Here is a 24,193-nt window from a genome sequence, read left to right as displayed (position 1 = left end):
GGCGACCAGCGCAGGGATGAAGAGAAGTTCACGGTGAAGGGAGGAGATACGCGTGTGATTGCCAATATCCTGATGCCGAACGGTAAACTGCGTGTAACGGCTACAGATTCGGATAATGATGATGATAAACATGGTGATTGTGACCATAGGGCACATAGCAGCAAAGACTGCAAACACCGTGGTCATGAGCACAACGACTGCGACCACAGGGGCCACTCAGCCTCGAACTGTGAGGACGATGTGTATATGACGGGTCTGTTCATAGCGGAGGAAGTGGAGAGTAAGGGCAACAAAGTGATCTGGAACAGTTACGATTGCAGCGCACCAGCGGCACCGGTTACATCGGTGAACAACAACAAGGGTGTAACCCAGTCGGTATCTGAAGAGAAGGTGGTCACTACGAGCGAAGAGGAACTGAAAGTGACGGTGATGCCCAACCCAAGTACGACCTACTTCACGTTGAAACTGGAGAGTAAGTATGCAACCCCTGTTAACCTGCGAGTGATGGATGGAGCGGGCAGGGTAGTGGATGCGAGATCGAAACTGGGGTCAAACAGTACTTTCCAGATCGGCCATAGTTACAGCAGCGGCACTTACTATGCGGAACTGATACAGGGTACGAAGCGTAAAGTGGTGCAGTTGATCAAGGCAAGAGGATAGGGGTAATTAATAATTAGCAATTAATAGTTAGTAATTAGAAATTGTACCTAAAAAGACCCGCTCTGGTTGAGCGGGTCTTTTTTATGAACAGACGAACATAGAACAAAAGAACCCAGAACAGAAGAACATCTGTCGTAATAACAGCATTTATCTAGGTCAAATTTTCCGGATCTGTTGCAACGAGGGGTGGGATATTGTATTTCATACCCAGCATTTTGCTGTTGATACCAATTAATCTGCAAGACAAAAAAGCAGGATTAATTTCACCATCTCATAAGTCTGCAGGGGTTGTTTAACTATTATTGGCGTAATAGGTTAACTCACTGATTTCACCTGCAAAATTTATACGGCCCGCTCTTTCCAGAACGGGCCTTTTCGTGTAATGCAGCAGGCTACTGGTGATGAGCTGTCACTACCAGGTACACCGGATACTATTTTCTTCCATCCGGGAACTTACCTTTATAGTACAGAAACAGTACGTATATGAACCTTCATCTCTCCAACCAGCTATTCATTGTTACCGGTGCCAGTGCCGGTTTTGGTAAAGCCATTGCTGAAGCATTACTTGCCGAGGGGGCTGCTATTATTGCAGTAGCAAGAGGCGAAGAAAAATTACAGACATTGCTTGCCCTGGCACCGGGCAGGGTGGAAGTATTGGCGGGAGATATCACAGATAGTAAAGTAATGCAACAACTCGTAACCCAGCTTGGCAACCGGCAGTTACACGGTTTGGTGGTAAATGCCGGTGGACCACCTGCCAAAACGGTGCTGGAGACGACCCTGGAAGACTGGGACAATGCTTACCGAACACTCCTTCGCTGGAAAGTGGAACTGACCCAGGCGCTGGTTCCGAAAATGATCGCGCATAACTATGGACGCGTAGTGTTTATAGAAAGTTCTTCGGTAAAACAGCCGCTTGAAAACCTGGTGCTCAGCAGCTCGTTGCGGGTGGCCGTGGTGGGTATGGTAAAAACTTTATCGCAGGAAATAGCCAAAACCGGAGTAACACTCAATATCCTTGGCCCGGGTTCGCATAATACGGCCGCTATTGACCGTATTTACCAGAAAAAAAGTGAACAGACAGGCTTGTCCGTTAAAGAAGTGAGGGAGAATGCCATTGCCCAGATCCCGGTAGGAGCTTTGGGCGAAGCGGCTGATTTTGCCAGTCTGGCGCTCTGGCTGTTGAGTCCGCTCAGTCGGTATACCACAGGCCAAACCATAACGCTCGATGGCGGCTCGGTAAAAAGCATGCTATAATTCTCTGCTGTTAAAAACCTGTATTAACCAATTTACAGCTACGGGGTATATGGAGCTGGGGAATTGTTTTTACGTAGATATTTCCCCAATCCCTCTTTTACTCGTTCTCTATTGTCCTTCTCTTAGTGAAACCTCCGCAGTTCCGGCCAGCAGACTGATAGGCAGAAGCTATTTCAATAAGAGCCAAAAAAGAAAAAGAAGGATTGGCCTTTTTTACCACGCCTAAGCGTCTTTTCGGGAAATTACTCTCACAGAAACACAGAAAGTAAAATGTATACAATTAAGTTAGTCTTCCGTTGGTGTAACCCTTTTCAGGCTTAACTGAAACTTGGTATTCAGCGAAACGGTGAAGTGGTTCTCGAGTAGGATGGTTTTTACATTGACATCTTCCAGCATCACAAATGCCAGATCGGAAGCCAGTGCAGAACCGCTGATAATATTGGCCACACGGCCCTTGTTGAATTCGATGTTGAATTTATAACCCGCTTTACGGCCACTGCCTGCTCTTTCAAAATCAATCCTGTTCAGATCCAGTACCTGGTCTCCATTAGCGGTTCTTTTCAATAAAATCTTGATAATGGGAAGATACTTGCTCCAGATCTGTGTGTACATGGGGTTTATTTAGTTGAGAGGGCTTCCGCGGAATACGAAAACTGATGTAAAGGTGCGATTTTTCTTGCCGAAATACGAATTTGATTTTGCGAAATGCAGGTCCGGCCTGTATTTTACATGCTAAACCACCGCTAAGAACAGGGCGATTTTGCAGAACTGTGTCAAAATAAACTCCAGACTACTAACTCCTAACTCCAGACTACTTCTATCTTCGCATCCTATGACCAGTATCGATAGTGTACAACTGAGCCAGGTGATCGTTCATAAAGTGGGTAATCCTACCCGTGGAGAGCCCTTACAGCTTTCTGCCAATCCCCTTACCCTCAATGATGAGATTGTAAGGGGTTTACTCGCTAAATATTTTCTCGGACCCTTTAACGAACATGAGCAGTATCGCTTTACCCACCTGAGCGATCTTGCCATGAACGAAGTGTACCAGTACGTAAACGGACTCTTTGATGAACCCAAAAAAATAGCACTGTATAGCGCCCAGCTGGCCCAGTTCCTGTACAGCAAAAGCACCCATGCCAGGGTGAAAGAAGGTGAATTGTATGTGGTGCATTTCCATAATGTGCCTTTTGGAACCGAATACACAGAAGCCATCGGTATTTTTAAAAGTGAAACCAAGGAAACTTTCCTGAAAGTATTTCCGCATGGCGAGAGTTGGGAAGTGATAGCGGAAGACGGGATCAATATCAACAAACTCGATAAAGGCTGCCTGGTATTTAAACAGAACCGGGCAGAGGGTTATGTGGTATGTGTGGTGGATAATACCAATAAGCAGAACGATGCGCAGTACTGGATCAACGATTTTCTGCAGGTTACCCGCTGTGCCAATAGTTATCATTATACCGATGCGGCCCTGGGCATGTGTAAACTCTTTATCAGCAATGAACTGGCAGAAAAGTTTGAAGTGAATAAAAGCGAACAGATAGATATGCTGAACCGCAGCATGGAATACTTCAAAACCAAAGACGAGTTTAAACTCAATGAATTTGCGGAAGAAGTGTTGCACCACCCCGAAGTGATTGATAGTTTTACACAATACAAACAAACCTATGAACTGGCGAGGCAGGTTACCATTGAAGACGAATTTGACATCCATCTTTCGGCCGTAAAAAAACAACAGCGGGTGTTTAAAAGTGTATTAAAGCTGGATAAAAACTTTCACGTGTACATTCATGGCCGCCGCGACCTGATTGAGAAGGGCTATGATGAAATGACGGGGAAACACTATTATAAATTATATTTTGAAGAGGAGAGTTAATCGCTGCTGCTTTTTAAACTAAAACAAATGGGAATAATATTATAATCCCTCCAGTTCTTTCCGCAGATCGTATTGGATATCTTCATGCAGGCTTTGCAGAGCGGTATGGATCTTCTTTAGCTGCATCTCATAAAGATTATTCAATACTGTACTTTTTGTATAAGGGATCCCCGATGTTTTCATTTTCCGGCAGAAATGGATGAGTAAGGTAGCTTCCACCAGTTTGGACCCGGCATATTTTACATACCGGTTGGCGATCCGCAGAATTTTGCGCAGGCTTTTTTTGGTGAGGTAAAGATTGGCTTTAGGCAATTCTGTAAAAGCTTCATCAATCAGCTCTTTTACACCGTTTAAATAAGCTTCTTCATCATGGGCTTCAAACAATAAAAAAGTGAGCAGTTCTTTGTTCTCTTTCTTAAACTTCGCCAATCGCAGACAGAGTTCCAACAGTTTGTGCTGACTGCTGGCCTGCAATTCCTGTTTCAGTTCCTGTATACTCGCCGTTCTCATCCTGCAAAGTAACTGCTTTCCCTCATTCGCTCATTCACTCACCCACTCATTCACTCACCCACTCATTCACTCATTGCCTACCTTCGCCCCATGCCCTTCGACACATCCCAACCCCATCCCGAATTATTACTCGAGCTGGTAACCATGCGCATGCCCTTCGGCAAATACAAAGACCGCCTTTTGTGCGATATACCCGTACATTATCTCGAATGGTTACAACGCGAAGGTTTCCCCAAAGGCAAACTGGGCATTTTATTAGAGACCATGTATGTGATACAACTGAACGGCCTCGGTTACCTGCTGGATCCATTGAAGAAAAAAAGATAGATTGGTATTGTTTCAGCTGCTTGATTCATTGCTTTTCTCTGTGTAACTCCCAACCTCTGTGTATTCTGTGTTGAAAATGCATTCACCCGGCATCATCCATTTTATTCTTTAACACAGAGATTGGGAGTAACAGAGGAACACAGAAATTTTAGTATACGGTAGGGATACGGATTTGTATAAGTAGTATTCCCCCTAATCAGATAAAAGCCGCTTTTCTTAGCACAAAATATTGCGTATATTGAAGTCTTAACCCGATTGCATAACGCCCTATAATCAAAACATCCATGAACAATTCCCGCAGGTCCTTCCTACAGAAAACGGCTTTGGTACTGGCCGGCAGTACCGTATTTTCCCGCGATCTTTTTGCTGCTGCTCCCAAAACAATTACTGGTGTACAATTGTATTCTGTACGCGATGAGATGAAAAAAGATCCACTCGGTACCCTCAAAGCCCTGGCCGATATGGGCTATCAATATGTAGAACATGCCAATTATGTAAACCGTAAATTTTATGGCTACAGTGCCACAGAATTTAAAAAGATCCTGGTTGATCATGGTATGCAGATGCCCAGCGGGCATACCGTAATGGGCCGCGACCACTGGAACGCTGACAAAAAAGAGTTTAATGATAACTGGAAATACACGGTAGAAGATGCCGCCATCGTTGGACAGGAGCTGGTGATCAGTCCCTGGCTGGATGAGGGTCTGCGCAAAACCTACGATGATATGCTACGCTACATGGAAGTGTTTAATAAGAGCGGCGAACTGTGTAAGAAATTGGGAATGCGTTTTGGCTACCACAACCACAATTTCGAGTTTACACAGGAGCTGAATGGCAAGAAAGTATATGACATTATTTTAGACAACACCGACCCCTCGCTGGTGGCACAGCAGTTGGATATGGGTAATTTATATGGCACCGGTGCCAATGCCTACGAGATTGTAAAAAAACATCCGGGCCGTTTTGTTTCCCTGCACGTTAAAGACGAGATCAAGTCTGCCAAAGGCAGCATGGACGGATACGAGAGTACGATCCTTGGTTCAGGGGTAGCTAATACCAAAGCCATTACCGACCTGGGTAAAAAATCCGGCGGTACATTGCACTTTATCATTGAGCAGGAATCCTACCAGGGTAAATCTCCGCTGGACTGTGTAAAAGAAGATCTGCGTATTATGAAAAGCTGGGGGTATTAATAACTATTTATATTTTTCCAAACCCCTCCACTACCGGAGGGGTTTTTTATTAGCGGGTACAGATGCCACTGCGGAAAGCATAGGTAATAATACCCGCAATACTTTTGGCACCCACTTTATCCATGATGCGGGTGCGGTGACCTTCTACAGTTCTTTTACTCAAACTCAGGCTGTAGGCAATCTCTTTGCTCGTAAACTCGCGGCAGATAAGCCGCATGATCTCTTTTTCGCGGTCGGTAAAATGCAGATCAGCATCGGGTGGTAACTGGTAGTTGCGGGAAACAATTTCGGTTAGCTTTTCTGTAACCTCCTTACAGAAATAAGGTTTGTGTTCCGATACCGTATTGATGGCTTCCGAAATCTCCTCATTATCGGCACTTTTTAATACATAACCCAATGCGCCGGCTTCCAGCATGCGCAGAATGGGTTCTTCTTTGTTATAGGCCGATAATACGATGACACCGGTTCCGGGTCTTCTGCGGGCAATCTCGCGGGTAGCCATGATTCCATCCATCAGGGGCATATTGATATCTGTGAGAATGATATCCGGCGATAACTCCACTGAACGGCGAACCAGTTCCTGGCCATTCATGGCTTCTCCAACAACTTCTATATGGCGAATCTGGGAAAGCAGGTTACGTAACCCGTTCCTGAACAGGCAATGATCATCCGCAATCACTACCCGTATACTTCTCCTGAACATAACCGTTGTTTTAAAGGTTAGTTAGATCGGTGGCTGGTTTACTCCATAGGTGGATTTTCTACCTCCTGCACCGAAATTTCCGGCTTTGTTTGCGTAGCCCATTAGGTATTAATACGGTAGAAACTACTTTTTTAACGGGTAAACAGCCTTGGTAATATAAGCAGAGAGAAGTGTTTCCGCAATCGTTAAAACACGGTATTTAGTAGCGTTACTTAGTTTTTTGGGATCTTGTATTCTGCCAGCAGCTCATCCAGATCCACGCCCAAACCCTGTGCCAGTGCGGTTAAAGTGGTAAAGGCAAAATTCACTTTACCTTTTTCTATGCGCTGTATCTGGCTGTATTCCAAACCCGCCTCGGCCGCCAGCTGGCGGATACTGAGTCCCTTTTCCTTGCGCAGCCTGGTTAAATGTGCTGCAAAACGGGCCAATATTTTTTCCTTGTTGGTCATCAAACAACAAGGTCAATGCAAAGCAGAAATTTATTGACGTATGATTATACATCATTCATTTTTTTCTGTTAACTTGTAAAGGCCTGGGCTCATTTGCTCAGCTGGTTGTATGAAAAAAAACCGACTATCAGGCTACCCTCGTCAAATCTTTCACCAGATCCTGTATATCCTGGTAATGAGACTCATCCACAAACAAAAAAACAGGTAGCACCTGTTCTTCTGTTCACCGCGATGAATATAAGGTTGCCAAACTGCAGTATCAAAGTGTTGTTAATAATTCGGGGTGTAAATGTGGAGTACTAAATCTTCATAACACAACTATCCAGCTATATTTTATGGAAATTTAGGCTTATTAGTTCTCTAACACTTCCCGCTTTATGATCACTGCGATTACTACCGCTTACAGTATGGTAAGCAAACATGGTTTTGCAGATGTGATGCAGAACGGCCTTACCGGCGAAAAATCACTGCATGCCGCCACTTTTTTTGATGCAGGCGATACGATCTGTTTATTCGAAGCAGAAAAGATCCTTGAAACAGCCACCTATCTCACCATCCAGACAGGTGAACAGAAACATATTACCCTCAGTCCTGATTTTTTGCAATATGTAAACCATAGCTGCGCGCCCAACGTATTCTTTGATACCCAGCAGATGCAACTGGTAGCTTTACGCGAAATAGAACCGGGCGATGAGCTACTATTTTTTTATCCCTCAACCGAATGGGATATGGCACAGCCCTTTGATTGTTTTTGCGGCAACAGCTGCTGTTTGCACCAGATCAAAGGAGCTGCTTATTTAACAGCGGAAGAAGCAGCCCGTTACCGCCTCACTGCTTTTATCAGCGAACAACTGTTGAAACGCCAGAAGCCTTAGTTCTATGTTGCTGCCCGCTGAAAGAATTACCCGTTTACATATATTGCCCATCAAAGTATGGGTACTGGCTCCGCAGTTGGTTACCACCGATGCCAATCTTGACTACTATTACGATTTTACACAAAGCATTGCTGAATATACCCGGGTATTTACTGAACTGCACCTGGAATGGCAATGGCAACCGGTTACTACCAGCAACTACCCGGATATCATTGATACTATCCTCGCAGAAAAAAACAAAGGGCTGGTGATGCCGGTAGTATTGAATTTATGCGATGGCGATGAAGTGAATGGAACCCCCGGCATTTCTGTGGTGCAATTACTCGAAAAGAAAGGACTGGTATACACCGGTTCCGATGAACATTTTTACCGCATCACTACTTCCAAGATTCCGATGAAGCAGGCCTTTGACAGTGCTGGTGTAAACACACCCGCCTGGGAGGCGATCACGGATCCTGACCAGGATCTGTCGGGCATTTTTCAAAGACTGGGCTCGCCCATTATACTGAAACCTGCCGTATCGGGCGGCAGCATGGGTGTGGGCACCCGTAATGTGGTGCATACGGAAGAAGAATTGCAACTGCAACTGCGACAGATGTTTGAAGGATACCGCGGCTGGAACCTGGCCGTGGACGGGGTTATTGCTGAAGCATTTATACAGGGAGCCGAGTTTACCACCATGATCCTGGGATCGGCTGTTTTTCCCGGACAGTGTTATGTATTAACACCGGTAGAAAGGGTATTCCATGCTTCTTTACCCGAAACAGAAAAGTTCCTTTCATTCGACAGGTTATGGGAGATCTATGAAGACGAAACGCCGATGCCTGAAGAAGCGAATTTTTATGAATACCAGTTGCCCGATGAAGACCTACATGCTTCACTGCAGGAGATCAGTATGGAAGCATACAAAGCCTGCGGTGGAACAGGTTATACGCGGGTAGACATTCGCAAAGACTTTGCCACCGGCCAACTCTATGTACTCGAAGTAAACGCGCAATGCGGTTTAAGTGAAGATGAGAATTATACATCCATCGGTGCCATTTTACGGATGAGCGGCGTATCTTTCACAGAGATCATTACCGATATCATCGAAGATGCTTTCCGTAGAAATAAATTATAAACCGGCCCCTGCGAGAAAATGAAAGTCTGCGTACTCCAACCCGATTACTCAACCACCCAGGTAGATTACCAGCAGTACGATCCGCCGCGTAACCTGCAGCATCTTTTACCCGAAGCAGAAGTACACCACGTGTTTCTGAATAAACTCACTACCTACCGCCAGTTACAGCAACTGCAGCACAAGGGCTACGATATTTTTGTTAACCTCTGCGAAGGATACCTGGAATGGGAAGTGCCGTCGATAGATGTGATTTATACACTGGATCTGCTGAACCTGCCTTATACTGGCCCCACTACACTATTATACGACCCGCCCAAAGAGCTGATGAAATATGTGGCTTACTGCGAAAACATCGCTACGCCTTCGTATGTATTGATTGAACAGGGAACGGATCTTGCAACCGCTGTTGCACCACTGCAGTTCCCGCTTTTTGTGAAACCTGCCAAAGCAGGCGATAGCCTGGGAGTGGATGCACAGTCGCTGGTAAGTAACCTACAGGAACTCCAGATTAAAGTGAACCATACGATCAGTGCCTATCCGCAATTACTGGCCGAAGAATATATTGCGGGCCGTGAGTTCACGGTATTGATCGCAGCCAATGCAGATGGTACAACCGCTACTACTTTTACACCCGTGGAATATATCTTTCCCGAAGGGTTTGCTTTTAAAACCTATGCCTTAAAAACCTCCGAACTGCATCCGAAAGCCAATATTCCCTGCACCGATCCGGTGATCGAACAACAACTCCGCGAAGCAGCACAAAAAATATTCAAAGGATTTCAGGGTGCCGGTTATGCCAGGCTCGATTTCCGGTTGAATGAAAAAGGGGAACTCTTTTTTCTCGAGATCAATTTTACCTGCTCTGTTTTTTATAGTGATGGATATGAAGGCTCGGCTGATTTTATCCTGCAATACGATGGCATTGGCCAGGAAGGATTTCTCCGCCACATGATCGCCGAAGGCTTGGCCCGCCACCGGCGCAAGCAGAAAAAATATCGGATCAAAGGAACGGCCATTGCTGGCTACGGCATTTACGCTACCTGCGATATAGCCAGGGGCGACATTATTTTTAAGGGAGAAGGCAGATCGCAGCGCATCATCACCCGCCGCTCGGTGCAGGAAAACTGGGCCGAAGCAGATCAGCTGATTTTCCGACGTTATGCTTACCCCCTCAGCCGGGAACTGTTCCTGCTCTGGGACGATAACCCTTCCGAATGGGCGCCCCAGAACCATTCCTGTCAACCCAATACCGGCTATAAAGGACTGGATGTAGTGGCCCTGCGCGCGATCCGATTAGGCGAAGAACTTACCCTCGACTACGCCAGTTTTCTCGACGAAAATATGGAACCATTTGATTGTCAATGTGGTACGCCTGTTTGTCGGGGCAGGATCAGTGGTGTCCCCGGTAATTCGGTCACTAGCCGGGAAGAAAAACAACGCTCTTAAACAATCTCCCTTTTTACTGGTCTAACTGTTACGGCCAAGGGTCTGTTAAATACGATTGTACTATGTAACCGGGGTGTATTTGCCTGGTCAAACCGGTACAAACCAGCGGGGAGCTATTATGTCCAGATTCGAGATCCTGAAGAAATTGATGCAGAAACACCGGTTAAGACTGGTGGTTACCTATATATTGTTTTCGCTCGAAATGCTGGGTTCACTGATGCGTCCTTTTTTTCTGGGCGAAGCGGTGAACGATCTGATCAGGGGCAGTTACCGCGGACTCATTCTCCTGTCCGCCGTTCACCTGGCCTGGCTGGTGATCGGAACCCTGCGGCATCGTTATGATACGCGTACCTATTCGGCTATTTATACTTCTCTCGTTACCCGTTTTTTATCGCGCCGCATTACCCGGGCAGATGTATCTAAACTAAGTGCCCACTCTACGCTGGCGCGCGAGTTTGTGGATTTTCTGGAGTTTGACCTGATCTATGTGATGGAAGCAGCGTATAACCTGATTGGCTCTGCCATACTCCTGTACTTCTACGACCGTTCGGTGGTGGTATTGTGCCTGGCCATACTGTTGCCGGTACTCGGTATCAGTTATGTATATGGCAAGCGGATGAAAAAGCTGAACCGGCTGAAGAACGATGAATTGGAAAAACAGGTAGACATCATTTCTTCCGGCGACAACAATGCTATTTCGCAACACTTCAACAACCTGCGCCACTGGCAGGTACGTATCAGCGACCAGGAAGCCTGGAACTTTGGTATCATGGAACTGATGGTGATGGTAGTGATCGGTATTTCCCTGCTGATCACAAATACGGTTTCGGGTTCCACTATACTGGCGGGTAACCTGATCGGGATCTACACCTATATACTCAAGTTTGTATCCGGACTGGATACCATCCCCTATACGGTACAAAGGCTTACTTCGCTGAACGATATTACCCGCAGAATAGAACTGCAGACAGAAGATTTCCCTACTGAAGGTCAGGAACCTGTTTACCGTGAGCCCGCCTATCGTACTGTTATCAAACCAGCCTTATAAACTCTGCGCCTTGGCACCTTGGTGAGCATATATTTTCTCGCCAAGGTGCCAAGGCGCATAGTGATTTTGGTTTCGCAAACATAACTGGCAGATCCCAGCTTTTTTCAGGAAAAATTTGGGCAGCTTACCTACTTATTAATAGATTAGCTATATGAAAAAACTAATTCTCTTATCTGCTGCACTTGCCATTACGGTTACCACCATGGCGCAGCGGAAAATAAACATGGATAGCCTGGTAAAAGAAGCCGCTAAAACTGAATTCTGGGAGCCGGTTCCCAAACTGGTAACGCCAGGTAAAACTGCGGCAGATGCGCCTTCGGATGCGGTCGTTTTATATAATGGGAAAGATGTAGCGCAGTGGCAGAAAGAGAAAGGCGGTGCACCCGGCTGGAAGATAGAGAAAGATGGTGCCTTAACCGTTGTAAAAGGTTCCGGTAATATTGCCACCAAACAGGGCTTTGGCGATTGCCAGTTACATATTGAATGGAGAGAACCGGTTGCCATTGCCGGAGCCAGTCAATCGCGCGGCAACAGTGGGATCTTTTTTATGGGTAGATATGAATTACAGGTACTGGATTCTTACAATAATCCTACGTATGTAAACGGACAGGCAGGCAGTATCTACAAACAACATGTGCCACTGGTGAATGCAAGCCGCAAACCCGGCGAATGGCAGAGTTATGATGTGATCTTTACCGCACCCCGGTTTTTTTCGGATGGTAAATTACAAACGCCGGCAACCATTACCGTTTTACATAACGGTGTATTGGTGCAGAACCATGTAAGCATCAAGGGCCATACCGAATGGATTGGTCAGCCTAAGTACGAAGCACATAGTGATAAAGAGCCACTGGTATTACAAGACCATGGCATGGATGGTGGAAACCCCATGAGCTACCGGAATATCTGGATCAGGGAATTGTAAACCTTGCAGAATACAGTTAGGCAAACGGCTTCCATCGGAAGCCGTTTTGTTTTATGCATGGGTTAGTGTTGGGGGGAAACAATATTATAAACCAAACTGGTGCGTATCAACCCACTCAGCCTTGGTCATTGTCCACCAGTCGTCTGCAATACCTTTTAGCACATACTCATAGGGCAGCCAGCCATATCCCTCCTCTCCCCAGCCGGTTCCCCAGGAATTACGGATCAGGAAAGCGCCGGTAGTAACCAGCTCCCGGTTCAGCGGATTGCTGATCTTTATTGTATCATCATATCCTACAGCCATGATGGCATGGCCGCCCGTATAATCTTCTTTTTTATCAGGGAAAGGAATTTTTCCACCTTCGGCATGATCGAGAGAAGTATAACAGGTAAAACCGAAAATGGAGGGTAGCCCTTTGTGCAGGTGATCTTTGATGGTATCGAGTAAATGGGGTTTGCTAACTCCCACAGCATCCAACCGGTAATAGGAAATGGCCTGGAAGTTCTGTGCATAGGAATACAGAAAAGCCGTGGGCTCTTCATTTACTTTTGATTCATCGTAGGGCCAGTATTTTTCGGGCACTACCCCAAACAGGGCCAGCGATGCCATGGCGGTTCGCAGGTAAGCGCCATCATCGCCTGTTTGCTGTAAGAGGTTACGGGTGGCTTTGTACTGAAACAACCGGGAACCATCGATATGTTTGCCAAAAGCCCGCCGCTCAAAATACTCGTACAAACCAATAGATGCATGGGCCGTGCAGGAACCGATCTGTCCCTGGTCTTCGATAGGCGAACACCAGGCACGCAGATCTACTTTTTTGGGAAGAGAGATGCTGGCCTTCTTTTTCCCTGTGGCAGATGTGTTGGCAGCACTCAATTGCTCCAGTAATTTTTTTACAGGTCGTTTTACACCTCTTTCTACCTGTTTGGTGGTTAATTCGGAACTGAACGGGGTCTGGTCGCGGAAATCGGGATAGTCTTTTAACCAGCCTTTTCCTTTTGGAAGATTTTTCATAGTATATCAGATGTTTACAGGCGGCAGTGAGATTGACTGCTTCCCGGGATCAATGGATATGTAAAAAAAATAAACCCATCCCGCTTCCGCAACGGGGAAAACACCCCTTTTTTTAGCGTATTAATGCTTATTCATTTGCATCATTTGCTTGTTATCTTGCAGTTTCATGAAACAGGGCAACACGATATCTCCATTAATAGCTACACCCGCCGATGTGCTGGAGTCTGTATTCGGTTATACCGAGTTCAGGCATAACCAGGCGGCCATTATCGAACACCTGCTATCGGGTAAAGATGCCATTGTACTGATGCCCACCGGCGGAGGCAAAAGCCTCTGTTACCAGGTGCCTGCTCTTTGTTTACCCGGTGTAACCATTGTGGTTAGTCCACTGATTGCCTTGATGAAGGACCAGGTAGATGCACTGGTATTAAGTGGTGTAAAAGCCGCTTTCCTGAACAGTACCCAAAGCAGTGGCGAGCAGGGAGCGATCCTGCAGCAATTGCGTCGCAACGAATTAAAACTGCTCTATGTGGCACCGGAGCGTTTGGTGGGTGGCGAAGTACAGTTTCTGGCTTTTCTCAAAGAGATCAAAGTTTCTTTGTTCGCGATTGATGAAGCGCATTGTATCAGTCAGTGGGGGCATGATTTCAGACCCGAATACCGCGTACTGAGCCAGCTGAAGCAGCAATTCCCTTCTATCCCTATCATTGCCCTGACAGCAACAGCAGATACGCTGACGAGGAAAGATATCATTGAGCAGTTACGGGTAACCGATTACCAGGTATTTGAAAATAGTTTTAACCGACCCAATATCTACTATTATATCAAACCCAAAAAAGGCTATTACGATGTATTGGTAGATTATCTCGAAGAACACAAAGAAGACAGCGGCATCATTTACTGTTTAAGTCGTGCGGCCACAGAAAGCCTGGCCACCGATCTGCAGGCAGATGGATATAGTGCGGCAGCCTATCATGCCGGTCTCGATAAAAGCATCCGCGATGAACGCCAGGATCTGTTTCTGAAAGATGATATTAAGATCATGGTGGCTACGGTTGCTTTTGGAATGGGCATCAACAAAAGTAATGTACGCTTTGTGGTACATGCCGATCTGCCCAAAAATATAGAAGGCTATTACCAGGAAACAGGCCGTGCCGGTCGCGATGGCTTACATAGCGAAGCCATTCTGTTTTATGGCGCAGGTGATGTGATGAAACTGAAAGGGTTTGCACAGGTGGAGAATAATCCCGAACAAACACAGATCCTGCTGAAGAAACTGGACCAGATGGTACAACTCTGCGAAACACGTGGCTGCCGCAGAAAATACCTGCTGACTTATTTTGGAGAACAGGCGCCCGACTATTGTGGTAGTTGCGATAATTGTTTGAGTAAACCCGAACTGCAGGACAGTACCATTATTGCGCAGAAAATTCTCAGTACCGTTTACCGCCTTAACCAGGGTTTTGGTATGCGTTATGTGGTGGATATTATGAAAGGCAGTAACAGCGAGAAGATTCGCGAGGAGCATAAAAAACTATCGGTGTATGGTGTGGGAAAAGACAAACCAAAGGAAGAGTGGCTGCATTATGTAAAAGAACTATTGCATTATGGTTACCTGCAGCAAAGTGAAGGAGAGTACCCTGTGCTGAAACTGGCGGAGAAAAGTAATGCGGTATTATTCAAAGCAGAAAAAGTTTATTTATCTGCACCGGTGCAGGTAGTGATTGCCAAAGAACCGGAGATCTACCAGCAGCATGCCTACGAAAAAGAGTTGTTCGAAGAACTGAAGCAGCTGCGTAATCGCATTGCACACGAAGAGAATGTACCGGCTTACCTGATCTTCAGCGACAGTACCCTGCTTGATCTGGCCACTTATCTTCCATTGGTAAAAACAGATCTTCCGAAGATCACTGGTTTTGGTGCTTATAAAACCGAACGGTATGGTATGCCTTTTCTGGAGAAAGTGCAGGATTACTGCATCGAACACAAAATACCTACCCGTATTGACCTGAAAAAAATGCCGCGCACCAGAAAGCCCAGCGCCCCGCGAGAAAGGGCTTCGGATACCAAACGGATCAGCTATGATATGTACCGTTCCGGAAAATCGGTAAGAGAGATAGCGGAGGAAAGACAATTAGCATTGACAACTGTTGAAACACATCTCAGTCATTATATCACCATCGGCGATCTGGAAGTGGATGAACTGGTAGCCGCTGACAAAAGAGAATTGATTGAAGCGGCAGCCAACCAATTTGGGCGCCTGGGTCTAAAACAGATCAAAGACCATTTGCCCGAAGAGATCAGTTATGGCGAGATCCGCATGACCATCGCCGCCCTCAATGGTCGAGACGCTTAAGCGGCCTGATCACCGGTGGCCCAGCTGAGTGCTCTTAATTCAGCCCAGCTGAAGGCAGACTCCTGCAGCATAAAACCACAATGACCGCCCTGCGCCGGAGTTTCCAGAAACAGATGCGGGTGGGTAGAGGCAATTTCTTCGCACATACATTCGGGTGTTAAGAAGGTATCGTTTTTAGCCTGCACCAGTAAAGAGGGGATCCGGATATTTTTGAGCAGTGGTTTTACACTGGCTTTGGTATAAAAATCCCAGGCATCTGCAAAACCGTGTAAGGGAGCCGTATAGCGATTATCAAAGTCTGCAAAGTGTTTGATCTTTTCATACCCCACATAACTGATCTGCTCCGGGAATATTTTTTCTTTGGCCTTTATTTTCTCACCGAGTTTGCGCAGGAAACGGGAACTGTAAATGGTATTGGTTGATTGTGAGAGGATCTTCACACTACTCACCAGATCGCAGGGAACAGAAAAGCCGATCACTTTTTTTACCTCTTCCGGCACCGCCTCAGGAAACTCGGCCACTGCCCGCAAACTCAAACTGCCGCCCATACTGAAGCCCACCAGTATAATTTCTTCATAACCATATTGCCGGATCGAATGAGCAATGACCAGCCGCAGATCACCTGCATCTCCATGGTGGTAAAACCGGGGCAAGCGGTTCATTTCTCCACTACAACTGCGGCAGTTCCAGCCCAGGGCATCATACCCATTCTGTGTAAATAATTTAGCCATACCCAGCACATAATGCCTGCCGGAATCACCCTCCAGTCCGTGGGTAATGATCACCAGTTTTTTATTGCCGGTTCTGTACCAATCCAGATCCACAAAATCCCCATCCGGCAGTTCCAGTCTTTCCCTTTCCTGGTAACGGAAATCCACTTTACGGAACAGGCTCGGAACAATCGTCTGCAAATGACCATTGTATTGCCAGAACGGCGCTTTGAATTGTGGTTGCGGAAGGATGGGCATGGGGCGAAGGTAAATCAATGATAGAATGAGTGAATGATAGCATGATAGAATGTTTTGAGCGGTATTTGCCGGAAGAACGGGGATATGCTGGATACTTGTATTCTCATTGGTGTCCTCATTCTATCATTCTATCATGCTATCATTCACTCATTCAGAATATCCGTACCTTCAAATCATGCCAGAAAATAAATACCTGAAATACTTCAAAGTATCTTCTTTATTCAATACCCGGCGTACCAGGGATATTTTCCAGGTGAACCCGACGGTAGTGCCCAAGCGGGAGGAAGCGCAGGAGATCAGCGTTAGCGTGTTTGATTATTCGCCGGAGCACCTGCATGAACAATCGTTTACCAGTATTGCGGATTGTTTTCCGTTTAAAGACAATCATCATACCAGCTGGATCAATATTGACGGGATCCGCAAAACAGATGTAGAAAAAGTATGCAACTATTATAATATACATGTGCTGATACAGGAAGATATCCTGAGCGTTAGCCAGCGGCCCAAGATGGATGACCTGGATCCCGTACTTTCCTGCCTGTTGAATATGCTGTATTTTAACGACCGTACCGGTGCGGTAGAAACAGAGCAGATCAGTATCATACTCGGGAAAGATTTTGTGCTTTCTTTTCAGGAAGATGCCCGCAGGGATGTGTTTGATCCCATTCGGGAGAAATTGCGGGTCAGCAACAGTAAACTCCGCATCAGCGGTGCCGATTATCTCTGTTATGCATTACTCGATATGATTGTAGATAATTATTATGTGGTGATGGAGAAACTGAGCGAACATATCGAACTGCTCGAAGAAAAGATCATCCGAAGCAGCAATACCCGCGCACTGGCCGAGATCAATAACCTGCGTAAGGAGTTGATTGTTTTAAAAAGAAATGTGAGTCCGGTGCGGGAACTGATTAATGGTTTTATCCGCAGCGACAGCGACCTGCTCGAAGAACGCACTACCAAATACTTCAAAGACATTTACGACCATATTGTACAGGCCAACGACCTCGCAGAAAACTACCGGGATATGATGATGAACCTGCAGGACCTCTACCTCAGTAATGTAAACCTGAAGATGAACGAGGTCATGAAAGTAATGGCGGTAGTAACCTGTTTACTGGCACCCGCCACAGTTATCGGCGGCATCTTCGGAATGAACTTCGACCGCATCCCGTACCTGCACCATCAATACGGATTTTTTATTGCCGTGGGCTTGATGTTGGTGGTGCCGGTGTGGATGGTGTTTTTGTTCCGAAGACGCGGCTGGTTTTAGGATCAGCGGATTAGCGAATAACGGATTGACGGATTTTTTCTCTGCGTAAACTCCCCGTTCTCTCATTCTCTGCGGTGAATGTGAGATCTATTCACCGCAGAGAATGAGAGAGGAAGAGGTTTCGCAGAGTAAGGCCTCAAATCCGTAATCCGCCAATCCGCCATCTGCGAATCCTAAATCTTAATCAGTTTCCATTTACCCCGCTTAAACAGGATCACACTCGTAATGGTGATACAGGTCTCTGTTACCACGATGGCGATGAATACACCGGTGGGTCCCATGTTCCATACAATGGCCAGCAGGTAAGCAAAGGGAATCTGGAAAACCCAGAACCAGAACAGGTTGATCCAGGTAGGTGTTTTACTATCGCCGGCACCGTTGAAAGCATTGATCATAACCATACCTACGCCATAAAAAATATAGCCCATACTTACAATACGTAATGCCAGTACGGCTGTTTTTACCACAGCAGGGTCGTTATTGATCAGCGATACAAAGAATTCGGCACAGGTAAAAAATAACACAGATACAATGGCCATAAAAATGGCATTGTATTGCGCGGTCTTCCACACAGACTTCTCCGCCCTATCGGGTTGCTGGGCACCCAGGTTCTGGCCCACCAGTGTGGCGGCAGCATTACTCAGTCCCCAGGCAGGCATCAGGAAAAAGATTAGCAAACGGATGGCGATGGTATAACCTGCAATGGCATCGCCCCCAAAACCGGCAATGATTCTTGCCATGGCAATCCAGCTGGCAGAACCGATCAGGAACTGCAGGGTACCGGTAGAAGCAATTTTAAAAATGCCTTTCAAAACAGACACATCGGGTATAAAATGCCTGAGATGAATTTTAATGATCCCCTTTCCTTTAAAGAGATGGTATACCTGGTAACATACACCAATGCCTCTGCCCGTAGTAGTAGCCATGGCCGCACCCGGTAAACCAAAATAATGAATGAGGATGGGGCATAGAATGATATTACAGATATTGGCCAGCCACAAACTGCGCATGGCAATGGTGGCATCACCCGCACCGCGGAAAATTCCGTTGATGAGGAATAACAGCATGATCACGATATTACCGCTGAGCATGATGCGGGCATAGGTAGTGCCCATTTCAATAATAGCGGCATTGGCACCCATCAGCGAGAGAATGGTTCCTGCATAAAAGAAACCAACGATACTGATCATCACAGAAACAAGTAAAGCAAGCAGGGCCGCCTGTGCACCGGCTTTGGCGGCATCATCATAATTTTTCTCGCCTACCCGGCGAGCTACCATGGCGGTGGCACCCATACTTAAACCAATGGCTACCGAGTAGAGGATGGTTAAAAAAGATTCTGTTAAACCCACTGCCGCTGCAGCATTAGGCCCCAGTTTGCCTACAAAAAAAATGTCTACCACGGCAAATACAGATTCCATACACATTTCCAGTATCATGGGAATAGCCAGCATAAAAATGGCTTTCCGGATACTGCCGGTAGTAAAATCCTGGTGCTCGCTTTTAAGAGATGTTTTGAGGTTGGACCATAGAGATGGCTTTCTCTCATGAGTTGTATGAACAGTCATTACGTAAATGAATTAGAATGTAAAATGAATATTTACCAATTACAATGGATACCCATTGTGTGTGCGATAGTAAGAGGTGAGCCTAAACGTTCAATGATGTCTGCCTAAGCTCTGCTTAGTTGTTCATGGGCGTAAAATTGGTAAAAAGATGCTGCCGTTTTTTAAGGTGGTTCCGGCGTTGCGGAAACGAAAATAGTAAAATGATCCGTAAAACAAAATAATCAAATCAGATAAAAGGCTAAATAGCGGTATGAATGTGTTAGTCTTTTCGTTTTGTTTTCTCAAGGATGATCGATGAAAGATCGCCGGGATTAAAGGGTTTGGTGATACAGCCATTCATACCCGATTGAAATGCTTTTGATTGAATATCAAGGTTTATGGCAGAGGCGGTGAGGGCAATGATGGGTACTTCCTGATTGAATTTTCTTACTTCCTGCGTTGCGGTATAGCCATCCATTACAGGCATTTGAATATCCATTAAAACCAGGTCGTAGGTATTATTACGGATTTTCTCAACGGCAATAGCGCCATTGGCGGCCAGATCAACCGAGGCATGCCAGTGTTGTAACATTTTTTCTGCCACCATCACATTAAAAGCCACATCTTCTACCAGTAGAATATGCAGTCCGCTCAAATCCTGCTTCTGTAATTTTTCTTCCGGTTTGCTTTCTTCGCTGATCTCTTCCGTATGTTTTTTGAAACGCAGTGTAAAGTAAAAGCGGGAACCCTTACCCGCTTCGCTTTCGAGCTGTATATGGCTGTTCTGCAGCTCCAGCAGGCGTTTAATGATGGTGAGCCCCAGGCCCGAACCGCCAAAATCGCGGGTGATATTGTTATTGGCCTGCGTAAACCTTTCAAAGATCAGTCCCTGCTTTTCGGAAGGGATGCCGATACCGGTATCTTCTATCGAAAAATCGATCAGCACATCCTGTTCGGTGGTGGAATGCAATCCTACACGGATCGTAACCGTTCCGTTCTGTGTAAATTTTACGGCATTGGATACAAGATTGTTCAGGATCTGTCCCAGCCGCACATCATCTCCCGTCACATATTTCGGGAGGTCATCATCGTAGAGGATCTTGATGGTATTCCCTTTTTCTTCGGCCCTTACGCGGTTGGCCATCTTGATATTCTTGAGAAAATGCAGCAGGTTAATGGTCCGTTCCACAAAATTGATTTTACCCTCTTCCATTTTGCTGAAGTCGAGCACATCGTTCACCAGGCTTAACAGGTTTTCTGATGAGATCTCCATTACCCGCAACAGTTCTTTCTGTTCGGGAGAAAGGGGATGATACTGCAGCAGCATGATGGTGCCGATGATAGCATTCAGCGGGGTGCGGATTTCGTGGCTCATCACCGACAGGAATTCGCTTTTGGCCTGCGCCGCTTTTTCGGCCAGATTGCGCGAGTTAATGAGTTCCTGTTCCAGTATTTTGGTCTGGGCAATCTGTTTGCCAAGAAAAGTGATGATATTGATGATATCGCCCTCCTGCTCGCCAAATTCGATACTGCCATCGGGGTCGAGGGAGCGGATAGCTTCTTTCAGTTTGAGGATAGATTGCTCCCTGATTTCATTCTCGCGCTGCAGATCGCGGGTAACCAGCTGGTATTCGCGTTCGCTGATATCAAATGCGTGTTCAGTGATCTTTTTATCTTTTTCGAAAGACTCGTAACATTTGCTTACCGTTTCCAGAAAAATAGCCAGCTCCGGACTGTTTCGTAAACCGGCCGGGAGAAAGCGTTCTATTTGTTTTTCCAGAATGGTATGGTAGGGCATGTTATACGGGATAAGGTATTATAACAGTCAGATCTCTGTAAATGTTGTGATGGTCATGGTTTGGTTATGCAGTTCGCATTTGTTCAGTTTGCCAAGTGGTGATATTTCTCCATAAGAGTAAAATCCACTGATTACTGTATCCGGCCCCAGCACTTTGCGGGCAGCTTTTACTTCTTCGTAGGTTCTTTCCTGCAGAATCAGTTTACGGCCCACACAACTGATCAGGATCGACAGTTCGGGCGATTGTTGGGCAGTTTCCTGCAAGGCATTGGTGGCAGCTACCGAAGATCCATTGATGATTTTATCAAAATTGGCTTTCATTAAGCGCACTTTACTGCCTTCGGGCAGGTTACCGGCAAAGATCATGCTCTTATCAATTTCATTAATGCCGAGGATGGTTCGTACGAGACTTTGTCCATCATTGCCCACCCGCATCGAAAGCGGAAAGAACAGTGCCGAGCCCGGCAGTTCATCTACATAGGGACCGAGGTATTCTTTGTACAGATCCAGGGCGCTGCGGCCATCGATCTCGTATAAAATATTTTTTTCAGATCGGGTAATGATGCGTTCGCGGCCAAACTCATCCCAGCCGCCAAAAGAGCTATGACCCACCTGCAGGCGTGTTCCGTAGAAGCCGATGGCTACCACATTTCCTTCTGCGGCCGGGGCATCCAGGCCTACCTGTGTTTTCTGGAAACGATCCGCATCGCCGGCCATACCACCGGTAATGGAAATGCCTTTGGGGTTATTCTCGTTAAAACCATTTACGAGCTCGCTGCCATTGGAGAAACTGCCTTCCGAGATCACAAATACAGTTACAAGATCAGCTGCATCCAGCTCTTTCATGAGGGTTTTGCCTGTTTCAAAACTGCTGGTGTGCTGGTTTACGTTCATCTGGGCACAGCGGATGCGGGTATGGCCAAACTGAATGGCAGTAAGGGCAAGGGTTTCATCAAATACAGCATCCGCTATAATTTCTCCGGAAGTAGAGCAGGAAACAATATGGGCATGTGGAAATTCGGCGCGTTTGGCGGCAAAAATGGCCGGGTCTGTTACCAGCGATCCTGCGCCAAACAGGAGTACCAACTGGCAGGCAGCATTGTTAAAATCATTATTGGGTTGACGCGTATGCCACTGCCCCCCGGTAAAATGCTGCTGTACTGATTGCATAGGCTGAATCGAAGATTAGATGAACAAGATAACCGAATCTGTCTATTTCTGAAGAGGCAGGACCAGGATTTCGCGTAATAATTGACAAAAAACCCCGTTGCAATCGTTTGCGATACAACAAATGGGGGGATTGGCTTGTCTATTTAGGTAAAACGGGGATCTCATGTTGGAAGTAACAAGGAAACCAGCCTCTGTTTTTTGACGTAATTTATCTGAAAACCCTAGGCTTTCCTTACACGTACAATATTCTGCTTAATGCACTGTAACCAACCGCTAACCGTACCTCTTTTTTTGCATCCTGGTTTAGAAGGGTGTGAAATTAGCTTGCGCGATTGTAAAAGGTGGCAAATGGCAGCCCGACACAAGCTGAAAGTATTACTCAGCATTGTAGGGATTAGTATGATATTATTACCAGTTTTAGCTCAAGGGCAGGCTGATGCTGGTGCTATTTCAAGGAATCAATGTATTCTCTCAGGGGTAACACCTGCTAACTTTACTTCGATCAGAGATGTAAGTGGAACTTACTTGAATTACTATTGGGAGAGAGCAACTGTTGCTGATTTCTCAACAGCTACTATAGTTGCTACCAACCAGCAGCAATTTCAGGAAGGTGCACTCGCTGGCGCTGTTGGAACGATTTATTATTATAGAAGAAGGGTTGATCTGGTCGGTGGAGGTCAAAAATTAAGTAATACAATAAAAGTTACAATTGTTGCTGCAACTGCAAATCCAACTTTTACAGTAAATTTCCCTGCTACAGATCTTAATGTTTGTCAAGGTAGCAATACACTTATTGTTAATTACACTACAACTGCAGATGAATATATTATTGTCTGGAGCACAACGGCCGTAAATAATGGGTTTTCTGATCAGTCTGGAACACTAATACCAGGAGTGGGGAATAATTTATCTGTAAATATTCCGCCTACTGCATCGCCAAATTCATACACAGGAACCTTAATAGCTACTGCTTCTGCATCAGGTTGTGCACTGGATAACTCAGCCCCGTTTACTGTAAAGCCCTTACCAACGGCTTCTATATCAGGAAATACCACTGTGTGTTTAAATGCAGCCAATCCTTCAATCACATTTACAGGAAGCGATGCAACAGCACCTTATACTTTTACGTATAAAATAAATGGAGGATCGAATCAAACAGTTACCACTACTTCGGGTAACTCAACTACACTTGCTGTTCCTACATCTAGTGCAGGGTCTTTTGCTTACAGTTTGGTGTCAGTGCAGGAAAGCAGCACAAAAACTTGTACTAATAACGCTTCCGGTACTGCAACAGTTGTAATTAGTTCGTTGCCAACCGCTACTGTTTCGGGTACGGCTAATGTTTGTCAGAATGGATCCTCCTCTATTACTTTTACCGGCGCCAGCGGAACGGCGCCATATACATTTACCTACCAACTTAACAGTGGTGCCAACCAGACTGTTACAACATCATCAGGTAACGCTGTTGCTGTTACTGTTCCAACAGGCGCTGCCGGTAATTTTTCTTATTCGCTTGTATCAGTATCTGATGGAAGTATTGCAGCCTGTAGTAATTCTGCTTCAGGAACGGCAACAGTAACAGTAAATCCTTTGCCAACAATTACGGGAGTATTTAGCACTTGTTCAGGCTCAACCACGTTATTAACGGGTTCTGGAACAGCAGATGCAACTACAC

22 protein-coding genes are annotated in these 24,193 nt (G+C 45.9%); 13 read left to right on the top strand and 9 right to left on the bottom strand.

What is annotated here, in order from left to right:
- Together AC1RNB_RS07615 and AC1RNB_RS07610 are read left to right on the top strand one after the other, a co-directional pair.
- Positions 1 to 660 (top strand): T9SS type A sorting domain-containing protein (locus AC1RNB_RS07615; RefSeq protein ID WP_493082063.1); only part of this gene is annotated, 660 nt, incomplete at its 5' end.
- A gap of 483 nt (positions 661 to 1,143) precedes the next feature.
- Positions 1,144 to 1,917 carry an SDR family oxidoreductase gene (locus AC1RNB_RS07610; protein ID WP_493082062.1) on the top strand — a complete coding sequence of 258 codons (774 nt, stop codon included), beginning with the start codon at positions 1,144 to 1,146 and terminating at the stop codon, positions 1,915 to 1,917.
- Between the two features lie 285 nt (positions 1,918 to 2,202).
- Here AC1RNB_RS07610 and AC1RNB_RS07605 read toward each other — a convergent pair whose 3' ends face one another.
- Positions 2,203 to 2,529, bottom strand: coding sequence for a hypothetical protein (locus AC1RNB_RS07605; RefSeq protein ID WP_493082061.1), 327 nt, complete (start codon positions 2,527 to 2,529; stop codon positions 2,203 to 2,205).
- 220 nt (positions 2,530 to 2,749) lie between these two features.
- Between AC1RNB_RS07605 and AC1RNB_RS07600 the strand changes: the two genes are divergently transcribed.
- Positions 2,750 to 3,796 carry a nucleoid-associated protein gene (locus tag AC1RNB_RS07600; RefSeq protein WP_493082060.1) on the top strand — a complete coding sequence of 349 codons (1,047 nt, stop codon included), beginning with the start codon at positions 2,750 to 2,752 and terminating at the stop codon, positions 3,794 to 3,796.
- 39 nt (positions 3,797 to 3,835) lie between these two features.
- Here AC1RNB_RS07600 and AC1RNB_RS07595 read toward each other — a convergent pair whose 3' ends face one another.
- On the bottom strand, positions 3,836 to 4,306 hold the full coding sequence (locus AC1RNB_RS07595; protein WP_493082059.1) for a hypothetical protein: 471 nt from the start codon (positions 4,304 to 4,306) through the stop codon (positions 3,836 to 3,838).
- 90 nt (positions 4,307 to 4,396) lie between these two features.
- Between AC1RNB_RS07595 and AC1RNB_RS07590 the strand changes: the two genes are divergently transcribed.
- Together AC1RNB_RS07590 and AC1RNB_RS07585 are read left to right on the top strand one after the other, a co-directional pair.
- A complete protein-coding gene (locus AC1RNB_RS07590; protein ID WP_493082058.1) occupies positions 4,397 to 4,633 on the top strand; it encodes a DUF3820 family protein in 237 nt (78 codons plus the stop codon).
- 284 nt (positions 4,634 to 4,917) lie between these two features.
- Positions 4,918 to 5,826 (top strand): sugar phosphate isomerase/epimerase family protein, encoded by a 909-nt coding sequence (locus AC1RNB_RS07585; protein WP_493082057.1) that lies wholly within the window; start codon positions 4,918 to 4,920, stop codon positions 5,824 to 5,826.
- A gap of 49 nt (positions 5,827 to 5,875) precedes the next feature.
- Here AC1RNB_RS07585 and AC1RNB_RS07580 read toward each other — a convergent pair whose 3' ends face one another.
- Together AC1RNB_RS07580 and AC1RNB_RS07575 are read right to left on the bottom strand one after the other, a co-directional pair.
- Positions 5,876 to 6,529 (bottom strand): response regulator, encoded by a 654-nt coding sequence (locus AC1RNB_RS07580; protein WP_493082056.1) that lies wholly within the window; start codon positions 6,527 to 6,529, stop codon positions 5,876 to 5,878.
- Positions 6,530 to 6,741: 212 nt separating this feature from the next.
- Positions 6,742 to 6,978 (bottom strand): helix-turn-helix domain-containing protein, encoded by a 237-nt coding sequence (locus tag AC1RNB_RS07575; RefSeq protein ID WP_493082070.1) that lies wholly within the window; start codon positions 6,976 to 6,978, stop codon positions 6,742 to 6,744.
- A gap of 377 nt (positions 6,979 to 7,355) precedes the next feature.
- On the opposite strand from AC1RNB_RS07575, the gene AC1RNB_RS07570 reads away from it, so the two are divergent.
- From AC1RNB_RS07570 to AC1RNB_RS07550, 5 genes are all read left to right on the top strand, one after another.
- Positions 7,356 to 7,853 (top strand): SET domain-containing protein-lysine N-methyltransferase, encoded by a 498-nt coding sequence (locus AC1RNB_RS07570; RefSeq protein ID WP_493082055.1) that lies wholly within the window; start codon positions 7,356 to 7,358, stop codon positions 7,851 to 7,853.
- 4 nt (positions 7,854 to 7,857) lie between these two features.
- Positions 7,858 to 8,973, top strand: a complete 1,116-nt coding sequence (locus AC1RNB_RS07565) for a D-alanine--D-alanine ligase family protein (protein ID WP_493082054.1) — start codon at positions 7,858 to 7,860, stop codon at positions 8,971 to 8,973.
- An 18-nt stretch (positions 8,974 to 8,991) separates the two neighbouring features.
- Positions 8,992 to 10,419 (top strand): SET domain-containing protein-lysine N-methyltransferase, encoded by a 1,428-nt coding sequence (locus tag AC1RNB_RS07560; protein WP_493082053.1) that lies wholly within the window; start codon positions 8,992 to 8,994, stop codon positions 10,417 to 10,419.
- Between the two features lie 118 nt (positions 10,420 to 10,537).
- Positions 10,538 to 11,467: an ABC transporter six-transmembrane domain-containing protein gene (locus tag AC1RNB_RS07555; RefSeq protein WP_493082052.1), complete on the top strand. Its 930-nt coding sequence runs from the start codon at positions 10,538 to 10,540 to the stop codon at positions 11,465 to 11,467.
- A 151-nt stretch (positions 11,468 to 11,618) separates the two neighbouring features.
- On the top strand, positions 11,619 to 12,392 hold the full coding sequence (locus tag AC1RNB_RS07550) for a 3-keto-disaccharide hydrolase (RefSeq protein ID WP_493082051.1): 774 nt from the start codon (positions 11,619 to 11,621) through the stop codon (positions 12,390 to 12,392).
- A gap of 84 nt (positions 12,393 to 12,476) precedes the next feature.
- Here the strand turns inward: AC1RNB_RS07550 and AC1RNB_RS07545 are convergent, their stop codons facing one another.
- On the bottom strand, positions 12,477 to 13,406 hold the full coding sequence (locus AC1RNB_RS07545) for a C1 family peptidase (protein WP_493082050.1): 930 nt from the start codon (positions 13,404 to 13,406) through the stop codon (positions 12,477 to 12,479).
- A gap of 166 nt (positions 13,407 to 13,572) precedes the next feature.
- Here AC1RNB_RS07545 and recQ point away from each other — a divergent pair, with 166 nt between their 5' ends.
- On the top strand, positions 13,573 to 15,762 hold the full coding sequence (recQ, locus tag AC1RNB_RS07540) for a DNA helicase RecQ (protein ID WP_493082049.1): 2,190 nt from the start codon (positions 13,573 to 13,575) through the stop codon (positions 15,760 to 15,762).
- On the opposite strand, the gene AC1RNB_RS07535 is transcribed toward recQ, so the two are convergent.
- The gene (locus AC1RNB_RS07535) at positions 15,759 to 16,730 is read right to left on the bottom strand and encodes a YheT family hydrolase (RefSeq protein ID WP_493082048.1); all 972 of its coding nucleotides are present in this window, start codon (positions 16,728 to 16,730) and stop codon (positions 15,759 to 15,761) included. The two genes, recQ and AC1RNB_RS07535, sit on opposite strands and share 4 nt — an antisense overlap.
- Before the next feature lie 175 nt (positions 16,731 to 16,905).
- On the opposite strand from AC1RNB_RS07535, the gene corA reads away from it, so the two are divergent.
- Positions 16,906 to 18,003: a magnesium/cobalt transporter CorA gene (gene corA, locus AC1RNB_RS07530; protein ID WP_493082047.1), complete on the top strand. Its 1,098-nt coding sequence runs from the start codon at positions 16,906 to 16,908 to the stop codon at positions 18,001 to 18,003.
- A gap of 173 nt (positions 18,004 to 18,176) precedes the next feature.
- Here the strand turns inward: corA and AC1RNB_RS07525 are convergent, their stop codons facing one another.
- The 3 genes from AC1RNB_RS07525 to AC1RNB_RS07515 all read right to left on the bottom strand — a co-directional run bounded on the left by AC1RNB_RS07525 (position 18,177) and on the right by AC1RNB_RS07515 (position 22,518).
- Positions 18,177 to 19,571 (bottom strand): MATE family efflux transporter, encoded by a 1,395-nt coding sequence (locus AC1RNB_RS07525; protein WP_493082046.1) that lies wholly within the window; start codon positions 19,569 to 19,571, stop codon positions 18,177 to 18,179.
- Between the two features lie 259 nt (positions 19,572 to 19,830).
- The gene (locus AC1RNB_RS07520) at positions 19,831 to 21,348 is read right to left on the bottom strand and encodes an ATP-binding protein (protein ID WP_493082045.1); all 1,518 of its coding nucleotides are present in this window, start codon (positions 21,346 to 21,348) and stop codon (positions 19,831 to 19,833) included.
- Positions 21,349 to 21,375: 27 nt separating this feature from the next.
- Complete coding sequence (locus AC1RNB_RS07515; protein WP_493082044.1) at positions 21,376 to 22,518, bottom strand: FIST signal transduction protein; 1,143 nt, start codon at positions 22,516 to 22,518, stop codon at positions 21,376 to 21,378.
- 348 nt (positions 22,519 to 22,866) lie between these two features.
- Here AC1RNB_RS07515 and AC1RNB_RS07510 point away from each other — a divergent pair.
- Positions 22,867 to 24,193: hypothetical protein (locus AC1RNB_RS07510; protein WP_493082043.1), on the top strand; the 1,327-nt coding region annotated here is incomplete at its 3' end.

The organism is Sediminibacterium sp. GW821-FHT12F12 (assembly GCF_058806635.1).
This window is presented reverse-complemented; position numbering and strand designations above follow the sequence as displayed.